Annotated in this window: 10 protein-coding genes; 2 read left to right on the forward strand and 8 right to left on the reverse strand. The window is 69.3% G+C overall.

The features are described from left to right. Positions 1 to 5: 5 nt before the first annotated feature. The gene (locus tag ABZX75_RS05365; protein ID WP_355408074.1) at positions 6 to 7211 is read right to left on the reverse strand and encodes an RHS repeat-associated core domain-containing protein; all 7206 of its coding nucleotides are present in this window, start codon (positions 7209 to 7211) and stop codon (positions 6 to 8) included. A 253-nt stretch (positions 7212 to 7464) separates the two neighbouring features. Between ABZX75_RS05365 and ABZX75_RS05370 the strand changes: the two genes are divergently transcribed. Beyond that, positions 7465 to 12354: an FG-GAP-like repeat-containing protein gene (locus tag ABZX75_RS05370; RefSeq protein ID WP_355408076.1), complete on the forward strand. Its 4890-nt coding sequence runs from the start codon at positions 7465 to 7467 to the stop codon at positions 12352 to 12354. A gap of 245 nt (positions 12355 to 12599) precedes the next feature. Further along, the gene (locus ABZX75_RS05375; protein WP_355408490.1) at positions 12600 to 14204 is read left to right on the forward strand and encodes an alpha/beta hydrolase; all 1605 of its coding nucleotides are present in this window, start codon (positions 12600 to 12602) and stop codon (positions 14202 to 14204) included. A gap of 159 nt (positions 14205 to 14363) precedes the next feature. On the opposite strand, the gene ABZX75_RS05380 is transcribed toward ABZX75_RS05375, so the two are convergent. From ABZX75_RS05380 to ABZX75_RS05410, 7 genes are all read right to left on the reverse strand, one after another. Then, positions 14364 to 14654, reverse strand: coding sequence for a hypothetical protein (locus tag ABZX75_RS05380; protein ID WP_355408078.1), 291 nt, complete (start codon positions 14652 to 14654; stop codon positions 14364 to 14366). A gap of 6 nt (positions 14655 to 14660) precedes the next feature. Then, positions 14661 to 15074, reverse strand: a complete 414-nt coding sequence (locus ABZX75_RS05385) for a PaaI family thioesterase (protein WP_355408080.1) — start codon at positions 15072 to 15074, stop codon at positions 14661 to 14663. A 62-nt stretch (positions 15075 to 15136) separates the two neighbouring features. Then, positions 15137 to 17179 (reverse strand): NADPH-dependent 2,4-dienoyl-CoA reductase, encoded by a 2043-nt coding sequence (locus ABZX75_RS05390; RefSeq protein ID WP_355408082.1) that lies wholly within the window; start codon positions 17177 to 17179, stop codon positions 15137 to 15139. A 268-nt stretch (positions 17180 to 17447) separates the two neighbouring features. Continuing rightward, positions 17448 to 20471, reverse strand: coding sequence for a glycoside hydrolase family 38 C-terminal domain-containing protein (locus ABZX75_RS05395; protein WP_355408084.1), 3024 nt, complete (start codon positions 20469 to 20471; stop codon positions 17448 to 17450). A 98-nt stretch (positions 20472 to 20569) separates the two neighbouring features. After that, positions 20570 to 21448, reverse strand: coding sequence for a carbohydrate ABC transporter permease (locus tag ABZX75_RS05400; RefSeq protein ID WP_355408086.1), 879 nt, complete (start codon positions 21446 to 21448; stop codon positions 20570 to 20572). Then, positions 21445 to 22338 (reverse strand): sugar ABC transporter permease, encoded by an 894-nt coding sequence (locus ABZX75_RS05405; RefSeq protein WP_355408492.1) that lies wholly within the window; start codon positions 22336 to 22338, stop codon positions 21445 to 21447. The genes ABZX75_RS05400 and ABZX75_RS05405 overlap by 4 nt, the downstream gene beginning before the upstream one ends. A 143-nt stretch (positions 22339 to 22481) precedes the next feature. Next, entirely contained in the window at positions 22482 to 23816 is a 1335-nt protein-coding gene (locus ABZX75_RS05410; RefSeq protein WP_355408088.1) for a sugar ABC transporter substrate-binding protein, read from the reverse strand. Positions 23817 to 24381: the final 565 nt, after the last annotated feature.

Genomic DNA, 24381 nt, shown 5'->3' on the forward strand with positions numbered 1-24381 from the left:
GTCGATCATTTATCCTTCATGGTCCACCGACGGAAGTACGACAATCCCTCCTCCGGCCGGAAGAACGTCGAAATACTCCCCCCGGTATTGAGGTACCCATAATATCCGGTCGACGGATCAAATCGATGCATACCCCCAGCTGCGGTTCGAACGGTTATCGAACCGTCAGGGCCGTCCCCGTCCATGAAGTCCCGCGCGGCTTCCCGATAGGCTTTGCGCCCGCCCATGGTGTCAAACTCCGGCATGTCCACTTCATGCGCCCTGGGTTCGCGCTGCTTGCCCTTCTTGCGGCGCACGTCGACGCCCTTGACGTGCTTGGCGTAGTGATCGTTCATCGACTGGGTCGAATTGAAGTCCGGCCTCTTGTCGCAGTTGTGAACCAGGACCGGTGTGGCACCCGCCAGTGCGTAGTACGTGTGGTGGGTGGCAACCGTGAGGTTGTGAACCCGCTTCTGCTGAGTCCATGCCCTGACCGCGGTCACCTGCACCCGCGTACCGGAGGAAGTCTGCAGCCACTCGCCGGCCTTTAGCTCCGAAGCCGTGAGCCACTCGCCCAGGGCCGGAACCCAGAAGGGGTGGCCGTCGGTCGCGGTGACGGTCTCGGTGGCACTGCCCTTGTCGCCGTCCGTGTCGACGGTGACCTCCACCAGGTTCTTCTGGCCCTCACCGATGATCTTTGCGACCACCGGCTCTGCCGTGGTGGTACCGGTTTCCGCGTCAGTCGAGACGACCTCGTCGCCGATCGCCACTTCCTCGATCGGCTTCGTGGAGCCGTCCGCGAGCAGCACCTGTGTGCCCGGCACGAAGCTGTTGCAGGCCTCGCCCTTCTCGGGCTCCTTCTTCGCGGCCTTCTTCGGCTCCTCCGACTTCTTGGCCTTGCCGCCCTTGTCCGCCTTCTTGGCCTTGGCCGCGGACGCCTTGGCCTGCCTTGCGGCGGTCGCTGCCGCTTCGTCGGCCTTCTTGGCCGCGGCGGCTGCCGCCTCTTGCGCGGCTCTTCGGGCCGCCGCCGCCTCCTCCTCCAGTTTTCTCGCGCGTTCGGCGGCTTCCTCTATCTGGCGCTTCCACTCCGCCAGGTCCTCGGCGTACTTGGCCATCGCCTGCTGGTAGCGCTGGGCGCGCGCGATGATGTCCCGCGCGAGGGTCAGCTTGCTCATCCAGCTGTTGAAGGCGTCCCAGGCCCGGTCGAGGGCCTTCAGGATGCGCTTGGCGCGTCCCGCGAACGGAAGTGCCGCATCCAGCGCGAGGCTGGCGCATGCACCGAAGGAACCGCCGAGGCAGTCGCGGATGTCGTTGTAGCCGGAGGCGTCCTTCAGGATGCCCATGGCTATATCGAGCGCGACGTCCAGGGCGCTGCGGCCGTTGGCCCAGTTCGCCCAAGCCAGTTCGGCGTCGGTGAAGTCCTTGATGGGCATCACCGGCGGCGCGATCGACAGCCCGCTGGGGTCACTGAAGGTGACCGGCGAGTTGTTGGCGTAGGCGTACGGGTTCATCTGCTTCGGCTCGTTGTAGTCGACGATGGGGTCGACCGACATGAACCGTCCGGTGGCCGGGTCGTACTCGCGCGCGCCCAGGTGTACCAGGCCCGTCGAGTCGTCCATCTCCCCGCCGACGAAGCCCTTCTTACCGGGCCACACCGACGGAGCCGCACCGCGCGCCTCGCCGAAGGGAGTGAACTTGCGCCGCGTCACCGCTTGAGTAGAGGCGTCCACGGCGGTGGTCGCCGTGCCGTTGTTGTCACCCAGCAGGTAGGACGTGGAGATCACGCCGCCCTTGGCGGTGCGTACCATCGTCGGCCCGGCGGGGTGGGAGTAGTACCGGTTGCTCTCGAACGTGCCGGCGGTCGTGAGCTTGACCTCCGTGCCCGGCAGATAGAGCGTGGTGCCCGATGGGTCTCGCTTGATCAGGCGATTGCCCCCAGCGTCGTACAGGAACTCCGTCGACTTGGCGCCCTCGGTCACCTTGGCCAGGTGGCCCTCGAGGTCCCACTCCAGGGTCTGGGTGTTGCCCTGGATGGTCCGGGTCTGGGTGTTGCCGACCTCGTCGTAGGTGTACGACTCGGTCCGCGAGCCGCCGGGGCCCGAAGTGTCGACCTTGGTCAGCTGGTTGGCGGCAGGCTGGCCCGGAGTGCCGTAGCCGTAGCTGCGGATCACGTTCTTCGTGAGGTCACCGGTGGGTGAGTGCTGAACCTCCTTGGTACGGTTTCCGGCCGCGTCGAAGCTGTACGACGACCAGTACGGGTTCGGTCCGCCCACCTTCGGGGTGGAACCGGGCCCAGCGGCGCCCGGCTTGGCTGCGCAGTCGTCAGTGGCCGTCCACGCGTCGCTCATGCGGCGCAGATAGTCGTAGGCGAAGCACTGCGTGTCGGTGGTGCCGGTGGCTTCCGGACCCTCCTTGTCGGTGATCTTGAGGATGTTGCCGACGGTGTCGTAGTCGTACGACGTGTCGTTGATCCGGCCCGGCGCCGTTTCCCGGTCGTTGACCGTGCGGGTGATGCGGCGGGTCTGCTCGTCGTAGAAATTGGTGGTGTACAGCTGGGAACCGGCCGGTCCCGTTTGCGTGCGCAGCACGTCGCCCATCGGCGAGTAGTCGACCTTGGCCACGAACGACTTCCCCGCGACACCCATGATCGTGGGAAGCTCGTAGTGGTTGTACGTCATCGTGACGCGCTCACTGGGCAGTCCGCCCACCGCGGGCTGCGACGCCCATGCCGTCAGGCCGGTGTTGGGCCGGTAGCCTGCGGAGAAGCTGTACGTGCCGCCGAGCGCTCCCTCGGACGGCGGGACGGTCACCGTCGTGCCGGTAGGTCGGTACTCGGCGTCATAGCCGGTTACCGCCTGGGTGTAAGCGTTGCCGTTCACGTAGCGCGTCGAGGAGACCGGCAGGCCCAGGGCCCCCGGCAGGGTGTCGAACACCGTCTCGGTGAGCTTGGGGCCGGTGAGGGAACCTTCGTGAGCCGCCGTGACGCGGCCCAGCACGTCGTACGCGAACGCGAGCGTCTTGCCGCGCGCGTCGGAGACCGACTCCAGTCGATCGCCCTTGCCGTAGGCCTTGGTCGAGGTTCCCTTCTCCGGGTCCGAGCTCTTGATCTGGCGGCCGCGGATGTCGTACTCGAAGGACCAGGTGTCACCGGCCTCGCTGACGACCGACTGAAGCTGGCCGCGACGGTTGTAGCTGTAACGGGTCGTGTCGTACGCGCCCGTCGGCGAATCCGAGCGGAAGAAGCGCAGCTCGGTCTTGCGCCCCTGGCCGTCGAGGAACGCCTGCGTGGGCGTCTCTCCGGTCGGCGGGTCCACCGTGATGGAGTCGCCGCCGTATCGGCTGGTGGTGCGCGAGGTCTCCTCTCCGAACTTGCGGGAGATCTGAGCCGTCGACCGGCCGGAGCCGTCGTACTCGGTGAGGGTCGAGGCCGGGACCTCGTTGTCCTTCGGGCCCCACTGGACGCCGGAGGGAGCACCCGCCGTGTAGTAGGCGCCGTTGCTCTTCCAGACCTGGCCGAGGCTGTTGTAGAAGGTGTCGGAGATGATCCGGCCGCTGCCGAGCGCCTCCATCTGGGTCTGACGGATGCGCAGGCTGCTGTCGAAGATCTCGTAGTTGCTGCGGTAGGTGCCGTCGTCGAGCAGGCTCTTGGTCGAGATGACCACGGGCCCGTCGGGCCGGACGTCGTAACCGAATTCGGCATCCGGTGACTTGGTCGTCGGGTCACGGTCGGGCGACCACGCCTTGGCCAGTCGGCCCAGCGCGTCGTACTGCATGACGGTGCGGCGGCCGTTGGCGTCCTGCTTGGCGAGGATCGAGCCGCGCCCCCGGTCGGTCTCGACCGTCTCGGCGTGGCCGAGCGGGTTGGTCGTGACCACCTTGGTGACGAGTTGTCCCGCGGCCGGGGTGTAGTCGACCTTGGTGATCTTGCCGAAGACATCGGTCGTGGTCTTGGGACGGCCGTAGGCGTCGAAGGTCACCGAGCCGTCGGAGGTGTAGACCGGCAGGCCGTTGGTGTAGCCCGACAGCGACTCCGTACGGGTCACATTGCCGACCGCGTCGTAGAACAGCCTGGCGTCGGACATGACGTCTTCAGGACGCTTGAGGTCCGTCGCGTCGCATGCCTTGCCGACGCTCTCGATCCTCTTCTGCCGGCCGATGATCCACTGCGTCTCGTCCGAGTCGTACTCGAACCGGGTGCAGCTGTCGTCCTTCGGGTCGGCGACGTCACCGAGGTCCGAGACGTGCTGCGCGAGACCGCGCGTGTCGAAGGCGGTGTTCTGCGCCGTGCGCCGCCAGCCCCGGTTGTCCGACAGCAGGATGCGGGACGACACGTTCGTCGTACCCCGGACGTACGACTGCAGCGGCTCGATGCCCTCGCGGGCCCGGGTCGCCGTGGGGCCGTGCAGCCACGGTACGTAGGTGGTGGCCGCTTCGAGCTGGCCGCCTTCGCCGTTGTAGGCGAGTACCTCGCGGGTCTGGCCCGCGAAGAGGCGGTGGTCGGCGAGTTCCTTGCCCTCGGAGTCCTTGACCTTGACCGTGCGCTTGCCGCCCGAGGGTGCCAGGCGGGCGCCGTCCATGCCGCGGAAGAACAGCGTCTCCGTCATGGAGCGCTTGTCCGGAGCGGCGCCGATCAGCGTCCGTACCCGTTCGTAGCCGCGCCATTGCGACCACGTGCGGGTGTTCGGCCGCATCATCTCGGACTCGTCGTCGTACGCCCACGCGGGCGTACCCAGGTACTGGTACTCGGTGACCCGCGTCGGCGAGTTGCCGTTGCGGTCCTCCTCGGAGACCTGGTCGACGATGTGCTTGTGGAACCAGTCGGTGACGTAGAGCTTCTTCTCGCGCTCCGGGTCGTTCGGGTCCGGTATCTCGTTGATGACCGGGTAGCAGCGCAGGGTGTTCGCCTCGTGCGAGACGGGCATCACGCGCGGGTCGGCGGCCCGGCACTGCGGGTCGCGGTAGTGCACGTTGACCGTTGACCCGGTCTCGGTGTCGATCGCCTCGATGCGGTAGCGCAGGTACGGCGGCTTGCCGTCGCCCATGCCGTCCACACGGTTGGGGAGCTGCTTGCCGCGGAACTTCACCGGCGGCAGGGTGATCGGCGTACCGTTCTTGCCCGTGTGCTGGATGGCCGCGAGCCACAGCGGGTAGTCGGTGCCGTCGCCGGTCATCGGGAAGTCCTGGGTCAGCTTCCAGGTGTCCACCGGCTGGTGGGCGGTGCCGTTCCAGACCTTCGTGGTGACTTCGGTCAGCCGCTTGCGGGAGAAGAAGGTCGGGGTGAACCGCGCCTTGCATTCCTCGCCGGCCGCGCACAGCTGGTCCCCGGGGGTGTCCGGCCACATCTTGGCGATGTTCCAGTCGACCTCGGGCTTGAGCTTGTCCTCCGCGCAGTCGAACTCCGCCGTCTTCAGGCAGCGTTCCGCGACGGTGAAGTCCACCTCGGAGGGGGCGCTGGCGAAGAGGTTGTCCTTGCGCAGGCCGTAGGAGATGTGGTCGAGCCAGCCGGCGCGGTCGTAGGCGCGGTTGGTGGAACCACCGGCGATCTTGTAGTTCGAGCCGTAGTGGTTGACCTCCTTGTTGTACCAGTAGGTCATCGCGTTGCCGCGCGGGTCCACGACGTAGTCGAGGTTCCACCGGTAGACCTGGTCACAGACGGAGTTCGCGAAGTCCCCGGCCTTGAAGCAGTCCTCACCCGGGTGGTTGTCGTACACCGGCACCTTCAGGGCCGAGTTGGTCAGCGGCTTGCCCGCCGACCAGCCCGGCACCTTGTTCAGGCCGAAGTGGAACTGGATGCCCTGGGCGGTGGTCATCCGCCAGTGCTCGCCGGTCTTGTCGCCGTTGTCCGCGCCCGACAGCAGCTCCACGCGGGAGCCGTCGTCCTGCTGCGGACGCCACTTGCCCGTGGTGTCGTCGCGCACCAGCGCCGTCGATCCGCCGTTGAGGGACATCGTGACGGCGGAGACGCTGTGGCAGAGGTCGCCGGTGTCGTCCTTGGGGTTGTTGAACCCCGAGCCTTCCTTCTTGTCCTGGCTGCAGGGGACGAACGAGCGCTCGATGAAGTTCGAGGCCAGGTCCCAGCCGTCGCCGACCCAGGAGGTCTGCTGCGAGGAGGCCGAGGTACGGCCGTCGATCTGGGCGCTGGAGTAGCCGAGCGCCAGCGACGGGCTCGGACCGCCGAGGGAGGCCGGGATCTCCAGCGGGTACGACCAGGAGAAGTCACCGGCGGAGCCGCCGGCCTGCCATGAGCCCGTCGGGCTGAGCGACGTCGCCTTGAACGTGCCGTTGGCACCGTCCGCGGTCGGAGCGGCGGCCAGCACCATCGACGGCGCCGGGGTGGCCGAGGCCAGCATCATCGGCTGGGCCCCGCTCGGGGCCGACTTCGCGAACGATCCGGCCGGCGCCGCCGTCCGGGGCGCGGCGGGTGCCTCGACGGTCGCCGTCAGCCGGCCCGTCTGCGCGTCGTTCTTCGTGGTGACCGGGGTGCCGGTACGGCACTCCGGGCGCTCGGGGGTGGTCAGCGCACACGCCGGCAGGGCGGTGAAGCGCAGGCGCGAACCCCAACTGCCGCCATAGGCGTTCTTGAAGGCGTTGTAGTCGAGTTCGACCGACACGGGCGCGTTCGCGGAGCGGCTCGTGTCGGTCTGCTTGACGGAGAGCAGGAGGCCGCCGGGTATACCGGCCTTGTCCGCCGCCTTGCGGTCGAACAGGTCGACCTTGACCTTGACCTTGTCGCCCGCCGGAGCGTCCGCACCGGGCGCGCCCTGTGCGGCCTTGGCCTGCGGCTGCGCCTGGGACTTGGCCTGCGGGTTGGCCTGGGCGGCCGAGGCCACCCGTACGGGCAGCGCCCCCGCCTTGGCCCCGTTGTCGGCCGGAGCCGCCGGGCCCGTCGCGGGCGAGGCCAGCAGCGCGGACCGGTTGGCGGGGGAACCGGTGGAGGCCGGGGCAGGCACCTCGACCTCGGCCGAACCGGCCGCCGGCCAGGAGACCTTGGGTGGGGCGACCCACTTGTTGCGTTGGGACTCACCGGGGCCGGGGGCGGGCTTGCCGGTGACCGGCTTGCCTCCGACCTTCGTCAGTCGTTGAAGACCGGGCCGCTTCGAACCCTCGTCGGCGGCACTCGCGGGTGGCGAGTTCAGGACCGTGACGACGAGGGTGACGGCGAGTGCTGGAATCGGCCACCGCCAGGCGCGTCTGCGACGCGTGCTCCTAGCGTACCAATGGGTATTTAGCAAATGGGATCCCGTGAAATCTCACGCGTGAAATCAAGATACACGCTCTCGAACAACTCGGCCGAAAGTTAACAGTCAGGGTTCGACTTTCACGTGTCCGGATCGCGTGCGCGTTATTTTTACCGGATAAATGCGAGCAATACGGACATAAAGCAACGATAAAGCGGAGCTATTTGCTCCGGTTATTCATTTCACGGCCATTCCCCATGAGAAGCTCGGCCGGTCTGATCCAGAACCGACTTCAAGGAACACATCCGTGAGACCACCCTTGGCGCGGTACAGCGCCATTGATCCGCCCCGCCGCACCGCGTCCGTGCTGGTCACAGCCCTGGCGCTAACCGTGGGCCTCGTCGGGGTCGCTCCCGCCGCCGCGGCCGGACAGACCGATACCTCACCCGGGCGCGAAACCGCTGCCGTGCAGAGTGAGGCCAATAAAGCCACCTCCGAGGCGAAGCGGACCGGCAAGGCCGTCGAGATCGTCGGACGGCGCACCGAAACGGAAGACGTATGGGCCAATCCGGACGGGACGCTGACCGCCAATCGCGCTCTGGTTCCCATCCGGGTCCGCAAAAACGGAATACTCATTCCGGTCGACGCCACTCTTCAGCGAACGCAGGACGGCCGGCTGGCCCCGAAGGCGACGCAGATCGGCCTGGCCTTCTCCGGCGGTGGCGACGCGCCGCTCGCCGTCCTGTCGGAGAACGGCCGAGACGTTTCGCTGTCCTGGCCGCACCCCCTCCCCGAGCCCACGCTGGAAGGCAACAGCGCGGTGTACCCGGAGGTCCTTCCCGGTGTCGACCTGCGCGTCTCGGCCGGCGTCGACAGCTTCTCCCACGCTCTGATCGTCAAGACGCGTGAAGCCGCGGCCAACCCCGCGCTGAACAGCCTCGACTTCGGGCTGAAGGCCAAGGGGCTCACCGTACGCACCGAGTCCGACGGACAGTTGCGCGCCGTCGACCCGTCCGGCCAGACCGTCTTCGGCGCCGCGAAGCCGCAGATGTGGGACGCGGGTGGCGAGAAGGCGCAGGCCGCCCCCTCCGGCCCGGTGGAGAAGTCGCAGCGCTCCTTCAGCGCGGCCGCCACCGACACCGCCACCGCCTCGACCCCCGGGGCGGCGGTCGAGGGCATCACCGCCGGCGCCAAGCAGGCGGACCTCGGTGTCAAGCTCGCCGGGACGACGCTCACCCTGACCCCGGACCAGAACCTGCTCAGGGGCCCGGGGACCACGTACCCCGTCATCATCGACCCCACCTGGGACGCCTGGAAGCAAGCCTGGACGATCGCGTACAAGCACAACGCGTTCCCGTCCTCGGCGGGCACGAACTACTGGAACGGCGGCACCCTCAGCAAGGACGCCCGCGTCGGCTGCGCCAAGGACGCCGCCAACGGAAACGCCGTCATCTGCGCCAAGACCTTCTTCCAGGTCGGCATGAAGGACTACTGGGGCAAGCAGATCCTGGAGTCCACGCTCCGCATCAAGCAGAAGTCGGCGGGCTCCTGGAGCTGCAACTCCGGTGACGTCCAGGTCTGGGACACCGGCGCCATCACCACCGCCACGACGTGGAACGACCAGCCGTCGTGGAACCGCCTGGTCGACGCCACCGGTCAGTCCTACGGCGGGCGCAACTGCCCCGGCGACGGCGACCTGATCGAGATGAACGTGAAGTCGGCCGTCGCCACGGCCGCCCAGCGGCACTGGCCGAACTGGACCTTCGGTCTCAAGGCCGCCAAGGACACCGTCGACGTCTCCTGGCGCAAGTTCGACCCGAACAGCGCCCGGATCTCGATCAAGTTCAACACGACGCCCGACAAGCCCACGGAGCGCTCCACCGACCCGTCCGTGCCCTGCGCCGGCGGCGTGATCGGAACGACCGACCGGATCGTGCTGCGGGCCCGCGTCAGGGACAAGGAGGACACCACCCTCTACGCCGAGTTCCACTACTGGAAGGACGGCACGTCCCCGCCCGTGGTGACGAAGGTGAAGGCCACCAGCGGCAACATAGCCCAGCTGCCGATACCCGCCGCCGCGCTGAACGGCACGTACCGGTGGGACGTCCGCACCCATGACAACGTCGGTCCCGCGAGCGGCTGGGCCGGGCAGTGCGTGTTCACGATCGACCGGACCCGGCCCGACCGGACACCGTTGGTGAAGTCGGTGCAGTTCCCCGAGAACGAGGACGACCCGGCCAAGACGGGCTTCGCGCGCACGGAGGGAACCTTCAACCTGAGCGCCAACGGGGTGGCCGACGTCACCGCCTTCGAGTGGTGGACCGACTCCGACCCGAAGGTCAACAAGGTCGCTCCCACCACCGTGGGCGGCTCCAAGGACATCACGTACAAGCCGTCGACGGCCGGGCCGCAGCGCCTGTTCGTCCGCAGCCTCGACGCCTCCGGAAACCGCTCGAACCTCAAGGAATACCTCTTCTACGCCAAGCGCCTCGCGACCCGTGACAAGCACGGCGACCTCAACGGCGACGGCACAGTCGACATCTGGAGCATCGACCCGGGCGCGGGCACGCTGTGGATGCACCCGGGCAAGGGCGACGGCTCGTTCGACCTGTCCAGGCAGCTCGACCAGGGTTCCTTCGCCGACGCCTCGGGGCTGACGCACCGCGGCAGCTGGAACGAGGACTACTACGAGGACCTCCTCGTCCTTCGTCCGAGCCCGGACAACTCCCGCAAGAACCTGTACGTCTACCCGAACAAGGGTGACGGTGATCTGGAGAGCGCCGACGCCAACCGGATCGAACTCCAGGTGGGCAACACCGAGGTGGACGACCACTGGTCCAACGCGGACCAAGTGCTGGCCATCGGCAGCGTCAACGACGACACCGGCGACGGCCGGATCGACGACGCCGACCAGCCGGACCTCCTGGTGAAGACCGGCCAGCAGTTGTGGCTCTACCTCGGGTCCGCCATCGGGTTCCTCGACACGATCAGCGAGCCCATCCTGCTCGGCAACGCCGACTGGCAGAACATGACCGTGATGGCGCCGGGCGACCTCAACGGCGACCAGCTTCCCGAGATCTGGGCCCGCGACACGGTGACCGGCAAGGTCCACCAGTACACGAGCCGCCCGACCACCGCGGCCGGTTCGGTCACCGCGGCCGACCTGACCGTCTACGGCGACCCCGCCGTCCGCGCGTCCTCGATCGGGACCGGTTTCACCGGTGCGGCGTACCCGCACCTCACGACGAACGGCAACTTCGAGGCCGACGTCTTCCCCGACCTGTGGTCGCGTGACGGCAACGGCCGCATCACCGAGTTCCCCGGCCAGACCCTGGCCAACGGCACGGCCTTCGGCGCCGGCCGCCAGCTGGTCCTCGGCGGGACCTCCTGGTCCGAGTGCCAGTCCTTCACCTCGACCGCCACCGGCACGCACACCCTGTGCGGCCCGATCCTGGCCAAGTTCCTGGCCAAGGGCGGCACCAGCCTGGGCTACCCGACCACCGACGTCCTCGTACCGGCCGACGGCGTCGGCCGGTACGTGAACCTGCGCAGCGCCGGCCAGACCAGCGACAACGGCTCCATCTACTGGCACCCGAGCAGCGGGGCCTGGGTCGTTTGGGGAGCCATCCGCGCCAAGTGGCTCGCCCTCGGCGCTGAGAAGGGCATCATCGGATACCCGACCTCGGACGAGTCGCCGACCTTCGACGACGGCCGGTTCAACACCTTCTACTCCACGGCCGGGGGCAAGGGCGGCATCTTCTACTCGAAGGACACCGGGGCCTGGTCGGTCCACGGATCCGTCTACAACAAGTACGTCTCCATGGGCGGGCCGTCGAGCGCCCTCGGCTACCCCATCACCGACGAGACGAACGCTCCGGACGGCAACGGCCGCTTCAACCACTTCCGCAAGCGCTCCGACACCGCCGCCACCGGTTCCATCTACTGGTCCCGGGCCAACGGGTCGTGGTCGCTGCACGGTGCGATCCGCGCCAAGTGGGTCGCCCTGGGCGCCGAGAAGAGCGTTCTCGGCTACCCGGTGTCGGACGAGTACGAGGTCGCCGGCGGCCCCCGTACCGACTTCGAGAAGGGATACATCCGCCACAACAGGACGACGGGAGCCACCGTCGAGCACCAGCCCGGCGACCGCACCGCACACCTGCGCACCGATCTCGCGGGTGACTTCAACGGCGACGGCCGCTCCGACATGGCCACCGTCTACGACTACGGCGACAACACCACCGCCCTGTGGGTGCTCAACGCCCGCGCGGACGGCGGGTACGAGGAGCCGACCGTACGCTGGACGAGCGGCAAGGGCGGCTTCTCCTACGCCCGCTCCAAGTGGGTCGCCGGTGACTTCAACGGCGACGGCCGCGACGACATCGCCGCGATGTACGGCTACGCCGACGGCAGCAACGCCCTGTGGAGCTTCCTCTCCAACGCCACCGGCACGTTCACGCCGCTGAAGGGCCTCACCGCCGCCGCGGGCAACTTCGAGTGGGCCAGGGCGAAGCCCCTCGCGGGCGACTTCAACGGCGACAAGCGCGACGACATCGCCATGGTCTACGACTACGGCAACGGCGACGCCGGTGCCCACACGTGGACCGCCAAGGGCGACGGCTCCTTCAACTCGGCGCTCGCCAGCTGGCGTACGGGTACGGGCCACTGGTGGATCGACCACGCCACCTTCCGGGTCGGCGACATGAACGGTGACGGCCGCGACGACTTCCTGGCCCTGTACGGGTACACGGCGGGCGGCGTCGCCATGTGGACGGGCCTGTCGACGGCGAACGGCGGCTTCTCCGCCCCGGTGAAGTCCTGGACGCAGCCCGCGGGCGGCGCCTGGGAGTACGCCCGCATCAAGTTCACGGTCGGCGACTACAACGGTGACGGCCGTGCCGACGGCGCGCTGATGTACGACCACGCCGACGGCCACGCCTCGCTGTCCACCCTCCTCGGCAAGCCGGACGGCACGGTCGACAACGCGGTGCGCAGCTGGGACACCCCGGAGGGGTCGTGGTACGCCTCCAACGCGGGCATGCCCGTGTCCGGTGACTCCGACGGTGACGGACGGGACGACATCTCGTCCATGTACAACTACTACGTCGGATCGACGGGAGCGTTCACGTTCAAGAGCCGCCTCGACGGCGGATTCGACAACGGCTTCCTGAGCTGGCAGACCCTGCCCGGCACCTGGTGACCGGGCCGGCCCCCCGCCGGTGAACCCAGAGGCCCCGCACCTTTCCGAAAGGTGCGGGGCCTCTCTCGCACCTGCCTCACGCCAACGCTCCTGTCAACGTCTCCGGCGTGTCGGCCAGTTGTCCGGATTTCAGCTCGTTCGTGAGGAGCACGAGGACCGGCCCTTCGGGATGATTCGCCCCGCCGCCGCGTGCAACAAGGTGGTCGCGTAGACGACTCCTCCGAAAGGAACGGCTCTTCGTGCGCATGAAACCCTTCGCACCCCTGCTCGCCGCCGCCGGCCTCATCGCGACCACCGTGCCCCTGCTGTCCGCGACCCAGGCCTCCGCTGCCCCGGCGGCGGAGTACCTCCAGCAGAAGCCCTCCTGGCACCGTTGCAGTCCCGACCAGCCGGCCTCGTACGAGTGCGCCACCATCAAGGTCCCGCTCGACTACCGGCGTCCCGAGAGCCGCACGATCGACCTCGCCATATCCCGGATGAAGAGCGAGAACCCGGCCAAGCGGCACGGCGCCATGCTGCTCAACCCGGGCGGTCCGGGCGGCTCCGGGCTCGACCTCCCGCTGATGATGAACGAGTTGATGCCCAAGGACGTGCGCGAGCGGTACGACCTGATCGGCTTCGACCCGCGCGGCGTCGGGGCGAGCAGCCCGGTCACCTGCGGGCTGACCGACGCCGAGCAGGTCTCCGACCGGGCGTACCGGCCGGAGTCCTTCCCCTCCGACGTGGCGTGGGCGCGCACCGTCGCGGAGAAGTGCCGTGAGAAGGCCGGCGCGGTGCTGCCGCACATCACCACCCGCAACACGGCGCGCGATATGGACGCCATCCGCGCGGTGCTGGGCGAGCGGAAGATCTCGTACGTGGGTTACTCGTACGGGACCTACCTCGGCGCGGTGTACTCGCAGATGTTCCAGAATCGGACCGACCGCTTCGTGCTCGACAGCGGTGTGGACCCGCAGCGGATCTGGCGGGGCATGTTCCAGGTGTGGGCGACCGAGGCCGAGCCCGCCTTTGCCCGGTGGACGCGGTGGACGGCCGAGCGGTCGGGGGAGTTCCAGCTGGGTGAGACTCCGAAGGCGGTGTCCGACACGCTCTGGGGGCTGGTGGCGCGCGCCGACCGGGATCCCATCGAATGGGAGGGCCAGAAGATCACGGGCGATGACATCCGGGGCGCGCGGGCGCTGTTCTTCTACCCCGCGCAGGCCACCCCCGTCATCGTGGCGCTCAAGGCCGCGGCCGAGGGCAAGCCGCAGCCCGCCGGCTCCGCGGTACCGGACGTGAAGAAGCTGCTCGCCACCGGGCGCGCCGACGGGCCGGCCGCCGTACGGGGCGCCGGCCGGGCCGCCGAACCCGCCTCGGACAACGGCACCGCCGCCTTCTGGTCCGTGGTCTGCGGGGACACGGGCACCTGGCCCCGTTACACCGAGCAGTACGAGCGGGACGCGGCGAAGGACAAGGCCAAGTACCCGCTGTACGGCGACTTCGCGTCCAACATCAAGCCGTGCGCGTTCTGGCAGCGCCCGGTCGAGGCGGCCACGCCGATGAAGACCCGGGCCGATGTGCTGACCGTGCAGAACGAGTGGGACTCGCAGACCCCGCTCGTCAGCGGCCAGGGCCTGCACCGCGCGCTCAAGGGCTCGCGGATGGTGCTGGCGGCCGGCGGTGAGGGCCACGGCGTGTACCTCGTCGACTCCGCCTCCTGCGCCAACGCGCCCGTCAACGCGTACTTGACCACGGGCCGGCTGCCGGACAAGGACGTGACCTGCCAGACGCCGCCCGCGGCTGCGGAGCGCCGCGAGTCCCCGGCTCCGTCGCGGCCGCTGCCGTTCCCGGCCGGACCCGGACGGTTCTGACCCGGACGGTTCTGACCCGGACGGTTCTGACCCGGACGGTTCTGACCCGGCGCTCCGCGCCGCGCGACACCGTGCGCCTTCCGCGCATCGCTCCGTTCCCGGGCACCGTCCGCGTCATCTGGACGGTGCCCGGGTCGTGCCGTCGGGGGCCGCGTTCGCCTACCGGGTCACCGACAACGGATCCGCGCCGCCCGCCGGCTCGCCTGCCTCAGGGCTCCCGGGCCCGCTCCGTCCCGGAGCCCCGGCCCCCGCCGCCCGCAGCGGGGTCAGCAGACCGGCCCCGAGGATCAGCAGGCAGAAGGCCCCGGCGGCCACGCTGACCGCCGGTACGCCGTGCCGGGCGGCCAGGACCGTGAGCGCGGCCGCGCCCACGGGGCCCGACGCGTTGTGCACGGTCCAGAAGGCCGAGGTGACCCGGCCGAGCAGGTGGTCAGGGCGATGGCCCGCCACCCGCTCTCAGCCCAGCAGGGCGTAGACGGTGGAGGCCGTGGCGGCCGGCTCGTCCGCGCCCTCGGGGGTCAGCGTGATGTCCGCGAAGGCCATGCGCTTGCCGAGTTTGGTGACCTGTACGCGGATCAGTACGTCCGCGCCCACCACCGGCCGCTGGAAGCTCGCCGACTGCTGGACGGTGGTCATCGGTCCGTAGCCGCCGCGCGCCGCGGAGATCGCGATGACGGTGGCGGTGTCGGCGGCCGCCATCAAGGCCTGCCCGCACAGGCCGCCGCCGTCCCGGGCCAGCTCGCCGGACCAGGGCAGCCGCAACACGGCGTGCCGCTCGCCCGTCTCCTGGACGGTCAGGCCGAGGGCCAGCACCCAGGGGGCGAAGTGGTCGGCGAGGATCTTGTCTGCGTCTGCCGGTGTGAGCGTCACCCGAAGATTGTGGCGGCCCGGCCCGGACCGCCACAACTCCATTGACCCGTCGGGATCTTCGGTCAGAGGCCGGCGGCCAGTTCGGTGCCCTGGCGGATGGCCCGCTTGGCGTCGAGTTCGGCCGCCACATCGGCGCCGCCGATCAGGTGCGCCTCGACGCCGGCGGCGCGCAGCGCCTCGTACAGGTCGCGGCGCGGCTCCTGGCCGGTGCAGAGCACCACCGTGTCGGCGGGCACGAGCCGCTTCTCGCCGTCGACGGTGATGTGCAGGCCCTCGTCGTCGATGCGGTCGTACGCGGCCCCGGCGACGGAGACGACGCCGCGGTGCTTGAGCTCCGCGCGGTGGATCCAGCCGGTGGTGGTGCCGAGGCCGCCGCCGACCTTGGTGGCCTTGCGCTGGAGCAGGTGGACCTGGCGCGGCGGCGCCGGGCGGCTGGGGGCGGTGAGTCCGCCGGGCCCGGCGTACGCGGTGTCCACGCCCCAGTGGCGGAAGTAGACGGCGGGGTCCTGGGAGGCGCCTTCGCCGCTGTCGGTGAGGAACTCGGCGACGTCGAAGCCGATACCGCCGGCGCCGACGACGGCGACGCGCTCACCGACGGGGGCGCCGTCGCGCAGGACGTCGAGGTAGCTGACGACCTTGGCGTGGTCCACGCCGTCGATGTCGGGGGTGCGGGGGGTGACTCCGGTGGCGATGACGACCTCGTCGTAGCCGCTCAGGGCCTCCACGTCCGCGCGGGTGTTCAGGCGGACCTCCACGCCGCTTTCCACGAGCCGGTTGCCGTAGTAGCGGATGGTCTCCTCGAACTCCTCCTTGCCCGGGATGCGGCGGGCGATGTCGAGCTGGCCGCCGATGTGGCCGGAGGCCTCGAAGAGGGTGACGGCGTGACCGCGGCCGGCGGCGGAGACGGCGCAGGCGAGTCCGGCCGGGCCGGCGCCGACGACGGCGACGCGCTTCTTCAGCTGCGTGGGAGACAGGACGAGTTCGGTCTCGTGGCAGGCGCGCGGGTTGACCAGGCAGCTGGTGATCTTGCCGCTGAAGGTGTGGTCGAGGCAGGCCTGGTTGCAGCCGATGCAGGTGTTGATGGTCTCGGATCGGCCGGCCGCGGCCTTGGCGACGAAGTCGGCGTCGGCCAGGAAGGGGCGGGCCAGCGACACGAGGTCGGCGCGCCCGTCGGCGAGCACCTCCTCGGCGATCTCCGGAGTGTTGATCCGGTTGCTGGTGACGAGGGGAACGGACACCGCGCCCATCAGCCGCTTCGTGACCCAGGTGTACGCGCCGCGCGGGACGGAGGTGGCGATGGTGGGGATGCGCGCCTCGTGCCAGCCGATGCCCGTGTTGATGATGGTGGCGCCGGCCGCCTCGATCTCTTTGGCGAGGCGGACGACCTCGTCGAGGGTGGAGCCGCCGGGGATCAGGTCGAGCATGGAGAGGCGGTAGACGAGGATGAAGTTCTCGCCGACGGCCGCGCGGGTGCGCCGCACGATCTCCAGCGGGAAGCGCACGCGGTTCTCGTACGCCCCGCCCCAGCGGTCGGTGCGCCGGTTGGTGGCGGCGGCGATGAACTCGTTGATGAGGTAGCCCTCGGAGCCCATGATCTCGACGCCGTCGTAGCCGGCGAGCTTCGCGAGGCGGGCGGCGCGGACGAAGTCCTCGATGGTCCGCTCGACCTCGATGTCGGTGAGCTCGTGGGGGACGAAGGGGCTGATGGGTGCCTGGAGGGCGCTGGGGGCGACGAGGTCCTTGTGATAGGCGTAGCGGCCGAAGTGGAGGATCTGCATCGCGATCTTCCCGCCCTCGGCGTGCACGGCGTCGGTGATCACCCGGTGCTCGGCGGCCTCCTCCTCGGTGGTGAGGCGGGAGCCGCCCTCGAAGGGACGGCCCTGGTCGTTGGGGGCGATGCCGCCGGTGACGATGAGGCCGGCGCCGCCGCGGGCGCGCTCGGCGTAGAAGGCGGCCAGGCGCTCGAAGCCGCGCTCGTGCTCTTCGAGGCCGGTGTGCATCGATCCCATGATCACGCGGTTCGGCAGCGTGGTGAAGCCGAGGTCCAGGGGGCTCAGCAGGTGCGGGTACCGGCTCTGGGAACTCTGCGGACTCTGCGGACTCATCGGGGGCGGCCTCCTCGCACGGCGGGTGATGAACCTGTTCTAGCGAGGCCCGCCCGGTTTTGCAACTAAGTGCAAAACCGGGCGGGCGGCACTCCGGGCACGGAATCCCTTCCCCACGGGCCCGGCGCCGCCGGCCCTGTGGCGGAGTTCACGCCGCACGGCCCGGGGCGGCGGGCTGTGCACGGGCCCCTTCGAGCCCGATCGCGAAAACGGCGGTCACCGCCGCGGTCACCGCCGCGCCCTGCCGGAACGGCCACGGGCCGACCCGTCAGCCCCGGCGGAGGCGGACCGTGACGATCTGGAAGGGGCGCAGCGTGAGGGCGGCCGTGCCGGCCGGGGTCGGAGCGGCGACGGCGGCGCCCTCCAGGGGACGCTCCAGCAGGTCGCTCTCGACCACGGCGGGGAGCGGGAAGCTCGCGGCCAGGGTGGCCGTGGCGCGCCCGCCGCGGGACTCGTAGAGGCGGACGATCACATCGCCGCTGCGGTCTTCGGCGAGTTTGACCGCCTCGACGACCACCGCGTCGTTGTCCACGGCGACCAGCGGGGCGACGGGGCCCGCGCCGCTCAGGGTGCGCTCGGGCAGGTTCAGCCCGTGGCCCTCGCGGACCGCGTCCCCGATCCCGGCGCCGGGCGCGAGCGAGAAGCGCAGCGTGTGCGCCCCCTGGTCGGTCTCCGGGTCCGGGTAGCGCGGGGCCCGCAGGAGGGAGAGCCGGACCGTGGTGGTCTGGCCGCCGTCGGCCCGCATGTCGCGGGTCACGTCGTGCCCGTACGTGGAGTCGTTGAGCAGCGCCACACCCCAGCCGGGCTCCTCCGCGTGGATCCAGCGGTGGGCGCAGATCTCGAACTTGGCGGCTTCCCAGGAGGTGTTGGTGTGCGTGGCCCGGTACACGTGCCCGAACTGCGTCTCCGACGCGGTTCGTTCGGCCTTGACGTCCAGCGGGAAGGCGGCCTTGAGGAACTTCTCCGTCTCGTGCCAGTCCACGTCCGTGACGATGTCGACCCTCTTGGCACCCGCCCGCAGGGTGACGCGCTGGACGGCCTTGGAGCCGCCGAAGGAGCGCGTCACGCGCACGGTCACCGCGTCCGGGCCGCTCTCGGTGACCTCCATCGCGTCCAGGTCCACCAGATCCGTGACCTTGTTGCGGTAGAACGCGTCGATGTCCCAGGCGTCCCACATGTTCGGGAAGTCCGGGTGGATCTGGAGCAGGTTGGCCGCCGCGCCCGGCGCGACGGACTCGCGGCCCGCCTCCAGGTCGTACGCGGAGACGATCAGCCCGCGGCCGTCGATCACCACCCGCAGCCGCCCGTTGGCCAGGGTGTGCCCGCCGCCGCTCCGCTCCTCCAGCGTGACCGGCTGCCCGGCGGCGTCCGGCCGCCCCGCGCCGCCGGCCGGGACGCCGCGCCGGGCGTGCGGGGCGCAGTTGAAGACCAGCTCCTCGGCGCCCTCCCCCGCCAGCGCGCGCTGCGCGGCGAGGGTGATCCCCCGCAGCTCTTCGCGTACGGATCCGTACGTCGCGCGCGCCTCGCGGTGGACCCAGGCGATGGACGAACCCGGCAGGATGTCGTGGAACTGGTGCAGCAGCACCGTCTTCCAGATCCGCTCCAGGTCCTCGTACGGGTACGCGTACCCCGGCACCCTCACCGCCGCGGTGGCCGCCCACAGTTCCGCCTCGCGCAGCAGCGACTCGCTGCGTCGGTTGCCCTGCTTGGTCTTGGCCTGGGAGGTGTAGGTGCCGCGGTGCAGCTCCAGGTAGAGCTCGCCGGCCCAGACGGGCGCGTCCTCGTACTCGGCGTGGGCCTGCTCGAAGAAGGCGTCCGGCCGCTCGATCTCGACCCGCGGGGAGCCTTCGAGGTCCCGCTGGCGCGCTGCCCAGGCGAGCTGTTCGCGGGTGGGGCCGCCACCGCCGTCGCCCCAGCCGAAGGGGACGAGCGAGCGGGAACCACGGCCCTTCTCGCGGTAGTTGCGGGCGGCGTGTGCCAGCTGGGCGCCGCCGAGGTCGGAGTTGTAGGTGTCGACGGGCGGAAAGTGCGTGAAGACGCGGGTGCCGTCGATGCCCTCCCACCAGAAGGTGTGGTGGGGGAACTTGTTGACCTGGGACCAGGAGATCTTCTGGGTCAGGAACCACTTGGAGCCGGAGAGCTTGACGATCTGCGGCATCGCGGCGGTGTAGCCGAAGGAGTCGGGCAGCCAGACGTTGCGGGTCTCGATGCCGAACTCGTCCAGGAAGAACTTCTTGCCGTAGAGGAACTGGCGGGCCATCGCCTCGCCGCCGACCATGTTGGTGTCGGACTCCACCCACATGCCGCCGACCGGCACGAACTGCCCGTCCGCGACCTTCTTCTTGATCCGCTCGAAGAGCTCCGGCCGGTAGGTCTTGATCCAGTCGAGCTGCTGCGCCTGCGACATGGCGAAGACGAACTCGGGGTGCTCGTCCATGAGGTGGACCATGTTGGACGAGGTACGGGAGACCTTGCGCACCGTCTCGCGCAGCGGCCACAGCCACGCGGAGTCGATGTGGGCGTGCCCGACCGCGCTGATCCGGTGCGCGGAGGCGTTGGCGGGGGCGGCGAGCACACCGGTGAGACAGGCTCGGGCGGCGGCCGCCGTGCCGGGGACATCGCCGAGGTCCACCGCGTCGAGCGACGCGTCGACGGCGCGCAGGATCTCGTACCGCCGGGCGTCGGCCCCGTCGAGCTGGGTCATGAGGTCGTGGAGGACTTCGAGGTCCTGGACGAGCTCCCAGACCTCGGTCTCGAAGACGGTGAGGTCCATCCGGGCGAGCCGGTAGAGGGGCCCGTCGCCGCTGGTCTGCCGGTCGCCCTCGTACGTGGCCGAGTGGTCGACCAGGACCGGGTTGGACGCGGCCTCGACGTACCACTCGACGCGCTCGCCGCCCTCGGCGCGGTCGGCGACGCGCACCCAGTCGTTGTACGGGTTCAGCGCCTTGATCTCGCCGCCGTCGGCCCGGTGGACCAGGCCCTCGCACTGGAATCCGGGCATCATCCGGTCGAAGCCGAGGTCGAGCACGGCCTCCACCGTACGGCCCGCCCAGTCGGCCGGGACGGCGCCGGTGACCTTGAACCAGGTGGTGCCCCAGGCGGGCCCCCAGGCGTCGCCGATCGCACAGGGTTCGTAGACCGCGGCGAGGCCCTCGGAGACGGGAACGGGCTCGCCCGGGGCCTCCCACCGCTCGATGGTCAGCGGGACGTGGCGGGAGTGGACGGCGGGCTTGATGCGCTCCTTGAGGACCCGGCGGAGGCGGTGTTCGGCGATGCTGCGGTCATCGTGCATGACGGCTGCTCCAGGAGAGGCGAGGTCGAGAGGCGGGATCGAGAGGTGCGGTACGCGGATGGGCGGAGGGGTGGCGGAGCAAGGGTGCGGCACGTGGCTCAGGTCTTGACGGCTCCCTCGCCCACTCCCGTGAAGAAGAAACGCTGGAGGGCGAAGAAGAGGAGCATCATCGGGATGAGCGCGGCCATCGCACCGGCGGCGATGAGCCGCTGGTCGTTGACGGTGGTGGCGCCGGCCAGGGACTTCAGGCCGAGCTGCAGGGTGTAGTTGTCGCTGTCGGTGAGAACCAGCAGAGGCCAGAGGAAGTCGTCCCAGGCGCCCATGAAGCTGGTGATGCAGACGACGGCCAGGGCGCCTTTGGCGGCGGGGAGGAAGACGCGGGTGAAGCGGGTCCATTCGCCCGCGCCGTCGAGGACGGCCGCCTCCTCCACCTCCCGGGGTACGGCGAGGAACGCCGCCCGCATGATCATGACGTTGAGGACGGAGACCGCGCCGGGGAGCCAGACACCGATGAGGGTGTCGACCAGACCCATCTCGCGGACCGTGAGGAACATCGAGATCATCACGGATTCGAAGGGGAACATCAGGGTCGCCACCAGCACGGTGAAGACGGCCTTGCGGCCCTTCCAGGCGGCCCGGGAGAGGGCGTACCCGCCCATGGCCGCGAACAGCATGTTCGAGGTGATGGCGAGGGCCGCCACGATCAGGGTGTTGCCGACGTACTGGAGCAGCGGGAAGGACTCCGCGACCCGGACGTAGTTGTCGAGGGTCGGCTGTGAGGGCAGCACGCCGTCGTACACGTTCTCGGTGCGGCCCCGGATCGAGGTCAGGAACTGCCAGACGATCGGGCCCAGCATGACGACGAGCATCAGGACGAGCGTGGTGTACCGGCCGGCCAGGCCGATCCAGTACCGCCTGCGGTCGGCGCCGGCGCTCCCGTTCGCCTTGCTCCCGGGGGAGGAGGACGGGGTGCTCACCCCTCGTCTCCCTTCGAAAGGCGGTGGCCCAGCAGGCTGAACACCAGCGTCAGGAGGAACAGCAGGATGGAGATGGCGGAGGCGTAACCGGTTTCGCCGGAGAAGCCGAGGCCGGCCTGCCGGATGAGGAAGGGCAGGGTGCGCGCGCCGCCGCCGGGGCCTCCGCTCTCGCCGCCGAGGATGTAGATCTCGGTGAAGACGCGGAGTGCGGAGATGGCCGAAAGGGTGCCGACGAGCAGCATCATCGGCTTGACCTGGGGGACGGTGATGCTGAAGAAGCGGCGGACGGGGCCGGCACCGTCGATCGCGGCCGCCTCGTAGAGGGAGGCCGGCACGTTCCCGAGGGCCGCCAGGTAGAAGACCATGTAGTAGCCGAGGCCCTTCCACACGGTCACGATCATCGCGGAGACCAGCAGCATGGTGCTGTCGGTCAGGAACGGGATCGGCTCGGAGATGATGCTCAGTTTCTGGAAGACGGTGTTGACGACGCCGTCGCTGCGCAGCACCCACTGCCAGATGAGGCCGACGACCACGGCGGAGGCGATCACCGGGGTGTAGAAGGCGGAGCGGAAGAACCCGATGCCGGGGATCTTGGTCTGTACGAGGACGGCCAGGGCCAGCGGCATGAGGACCAGACACGGTACGACGACCACGAGGTACAGCACGCTGTTGCCGGTCGCGACCCAGAAGTCGGAATCCGCGAAGGCGCGGCTGTAGTTGTCGAAGCCGACGAAGGTGCCGCCGCGCAGGATCCGGGAGTCGGTGAAGGAGAGGATCACGGTGTTGACGAAGGGCCAGAGGCTGAACAGCATGACCATCACCAGGCCCGGAGCGAGGAAGAGGTAGGGGGTCCACCACTTGCGGTGGCGCAGTCCCGTATCGGCCTCCATGGCCTGCTTCGCCCGCCTGCCCTGCCTCGCCTGCTTGGCCTGCTCGGCCCGCTGCGGCCGGCCGGCCCGCTTCACCCGCTGAGCCCGGCCGGCCCGGTGGCCGGCCCGTTGTGCGTCCCGTGCTTCCCTCAAGCTGTCGGCGGTCACTTCTGGACCGCGTGGGCGAGCAGTTTGTTGGCCTCCTCCTCGGCCTTCTTCACCGCCGTCCGGGGATCCTGCTCACCCTTGATGGCCTTCTGCATCTCCCGTACGACGGCGTCGCCGACCTGGTTGGTCCACTGGACGGGGGTGTTGGCGTCGAGGGCCGCGGTCCTCAGCTGCTCGGCGCCGACCGCGCGGGCGACGGTCTCCGCGTCCTTCCCGTCGCCTCTGTCCGAGAAGTACGGGTCGGCGAGGCCCGCGGCGTTGGACGGGTAGATGGTGGCCTTCTTGGAGAACTCCACCTGGTTGGGACCGTTGGTGACCCACTTGGCGAACTCGGTCGCCGCGTCCAGGTGCTTGGTGTCCTTCTTGATGCCGAGCGACTGGGCGTAGATGCCTATGTGGCCGAGTTTCCCGGTGACGGCGCCCGCGACCTGGGTGCGGGCGTAGACCTGCGGGGCGTTCTGCTTGACGTCCTTCACGAAGCCGGGGGAACCGGGACCGAAGACGATCTTGCTGCCGCCGTAGAGCTGGTTGATGTCATCGGACTTGAGGAGGGACTCCTTGGGCATGGCGCCCTTGGCGTACAAGTCCTTCATCCGCTCGACCCACTCGACGGCCTTGTCGGTGTCGAAGGTGAACCGGTCCCGCTTGTCGTTCAGGATCGGGATGCCCATCTTCTGCCAGTCCCCGGGCAGCCTGCCTTTGGGGTCGGCCATGAAGGCGGAGTACTGGCCGCCGGACGTGGCGGCGATCTGCTCGGCGTAGTCGAAGAACTGCTCGACGCTGGTCGGCGGCTTGGCCGGATCCAGACCGGCCTTCTCGAAGAGCTCCTTGTTGTAGGTGAGGATCTCCGGGGTCACGTACCAGGGGTACGCGTACACGCCGTCACCCTTGCCCGCGAGCTTGAACTGCTCCCAGGCGCCGGGCACGTACTCCTCGGCCATGGCACCGTCGAGCTTGGCGACGTCGGCGAGCATGCCGCGGTCGCCGAGGAGCTGGAAGGAGTCGGTGGAGAGGTTGACGACGTCGGGGAGGGCCCCCGCCTGGGCGTCGGCGACGAGTTTCTCGTTGTAGCCGTCGCCCGGAATATCCTCCCATTTCACCTTGACCTCCGGGTACTTGTCCTCGAACGCGTCGATGACCCCCTGCACATAAGCCGTGAACGTGGGCTTCAGCTGAAGCGTGCGGAACGTGATATCTCCGGCCACCTTGCCCGTCCTCTCCGCCTCCTTCACGTCCCCGGCACCACCGCTCATCCCGCAGGCCGAGACGGAGAGGAGAGTGCCGGCCGCCAGCACGGTGACGGCAATACGGGTCAGGTTCCAACGAGTCATCGTCGCCGCCTCTGCAGAAGTCCGGCCGCATTGCCGGAGGGCGGTGACCACGGTCGTCCGAAATGCAGATCACGTCAATGAGCCGTAGGTCCCGGTGGCCGGTGGGGCGTCGGTCACGAATGCTTCAACCGGCTTGCGCACACGCGTAGATGGACTCATGACACCCCAACTGGCCTGGACTGATGCGCTTAAGTACAAAGCCGGTCGACGGTGGTATCGATTCGATAACGAAGCTGGCTCGACGTCAGGGGATTGACTTCTTATCGACGGTTCGCGAAGACTCGCACTAATGCGCTTTACCGGCCATGCCGCCAAACCGCTTTACCCCTCTTCACGGGACCCCTCCGCCCTCTGGCCTCCACCCCGGCCGACCGCGGCCATTCAAGATCATCAGAACGGTTCGTGTGAGGCGCCGGACCGGCGTCCGACGGCGTGAATTGGACAGCAGCCGATGTTCCGAACACGATGAGGGCTTGCAAGATCGCGGCAGCACGGGGGCAAACCGCTCAGAGCCCTGCGCCTCCACTCCGCGTCGTCCCGCTTCGTCCCCGTTCCATCCCTGGAG

It is taken from the genome of Streptomyces sp. NPDC003038 (assembly GCF_040611115.1).
Taxonomy (GTDB): Bacteria; Actinomycetota; Actinomycetes; order Streptomycetales; family Streptomycetaceae; genus Streptomyces.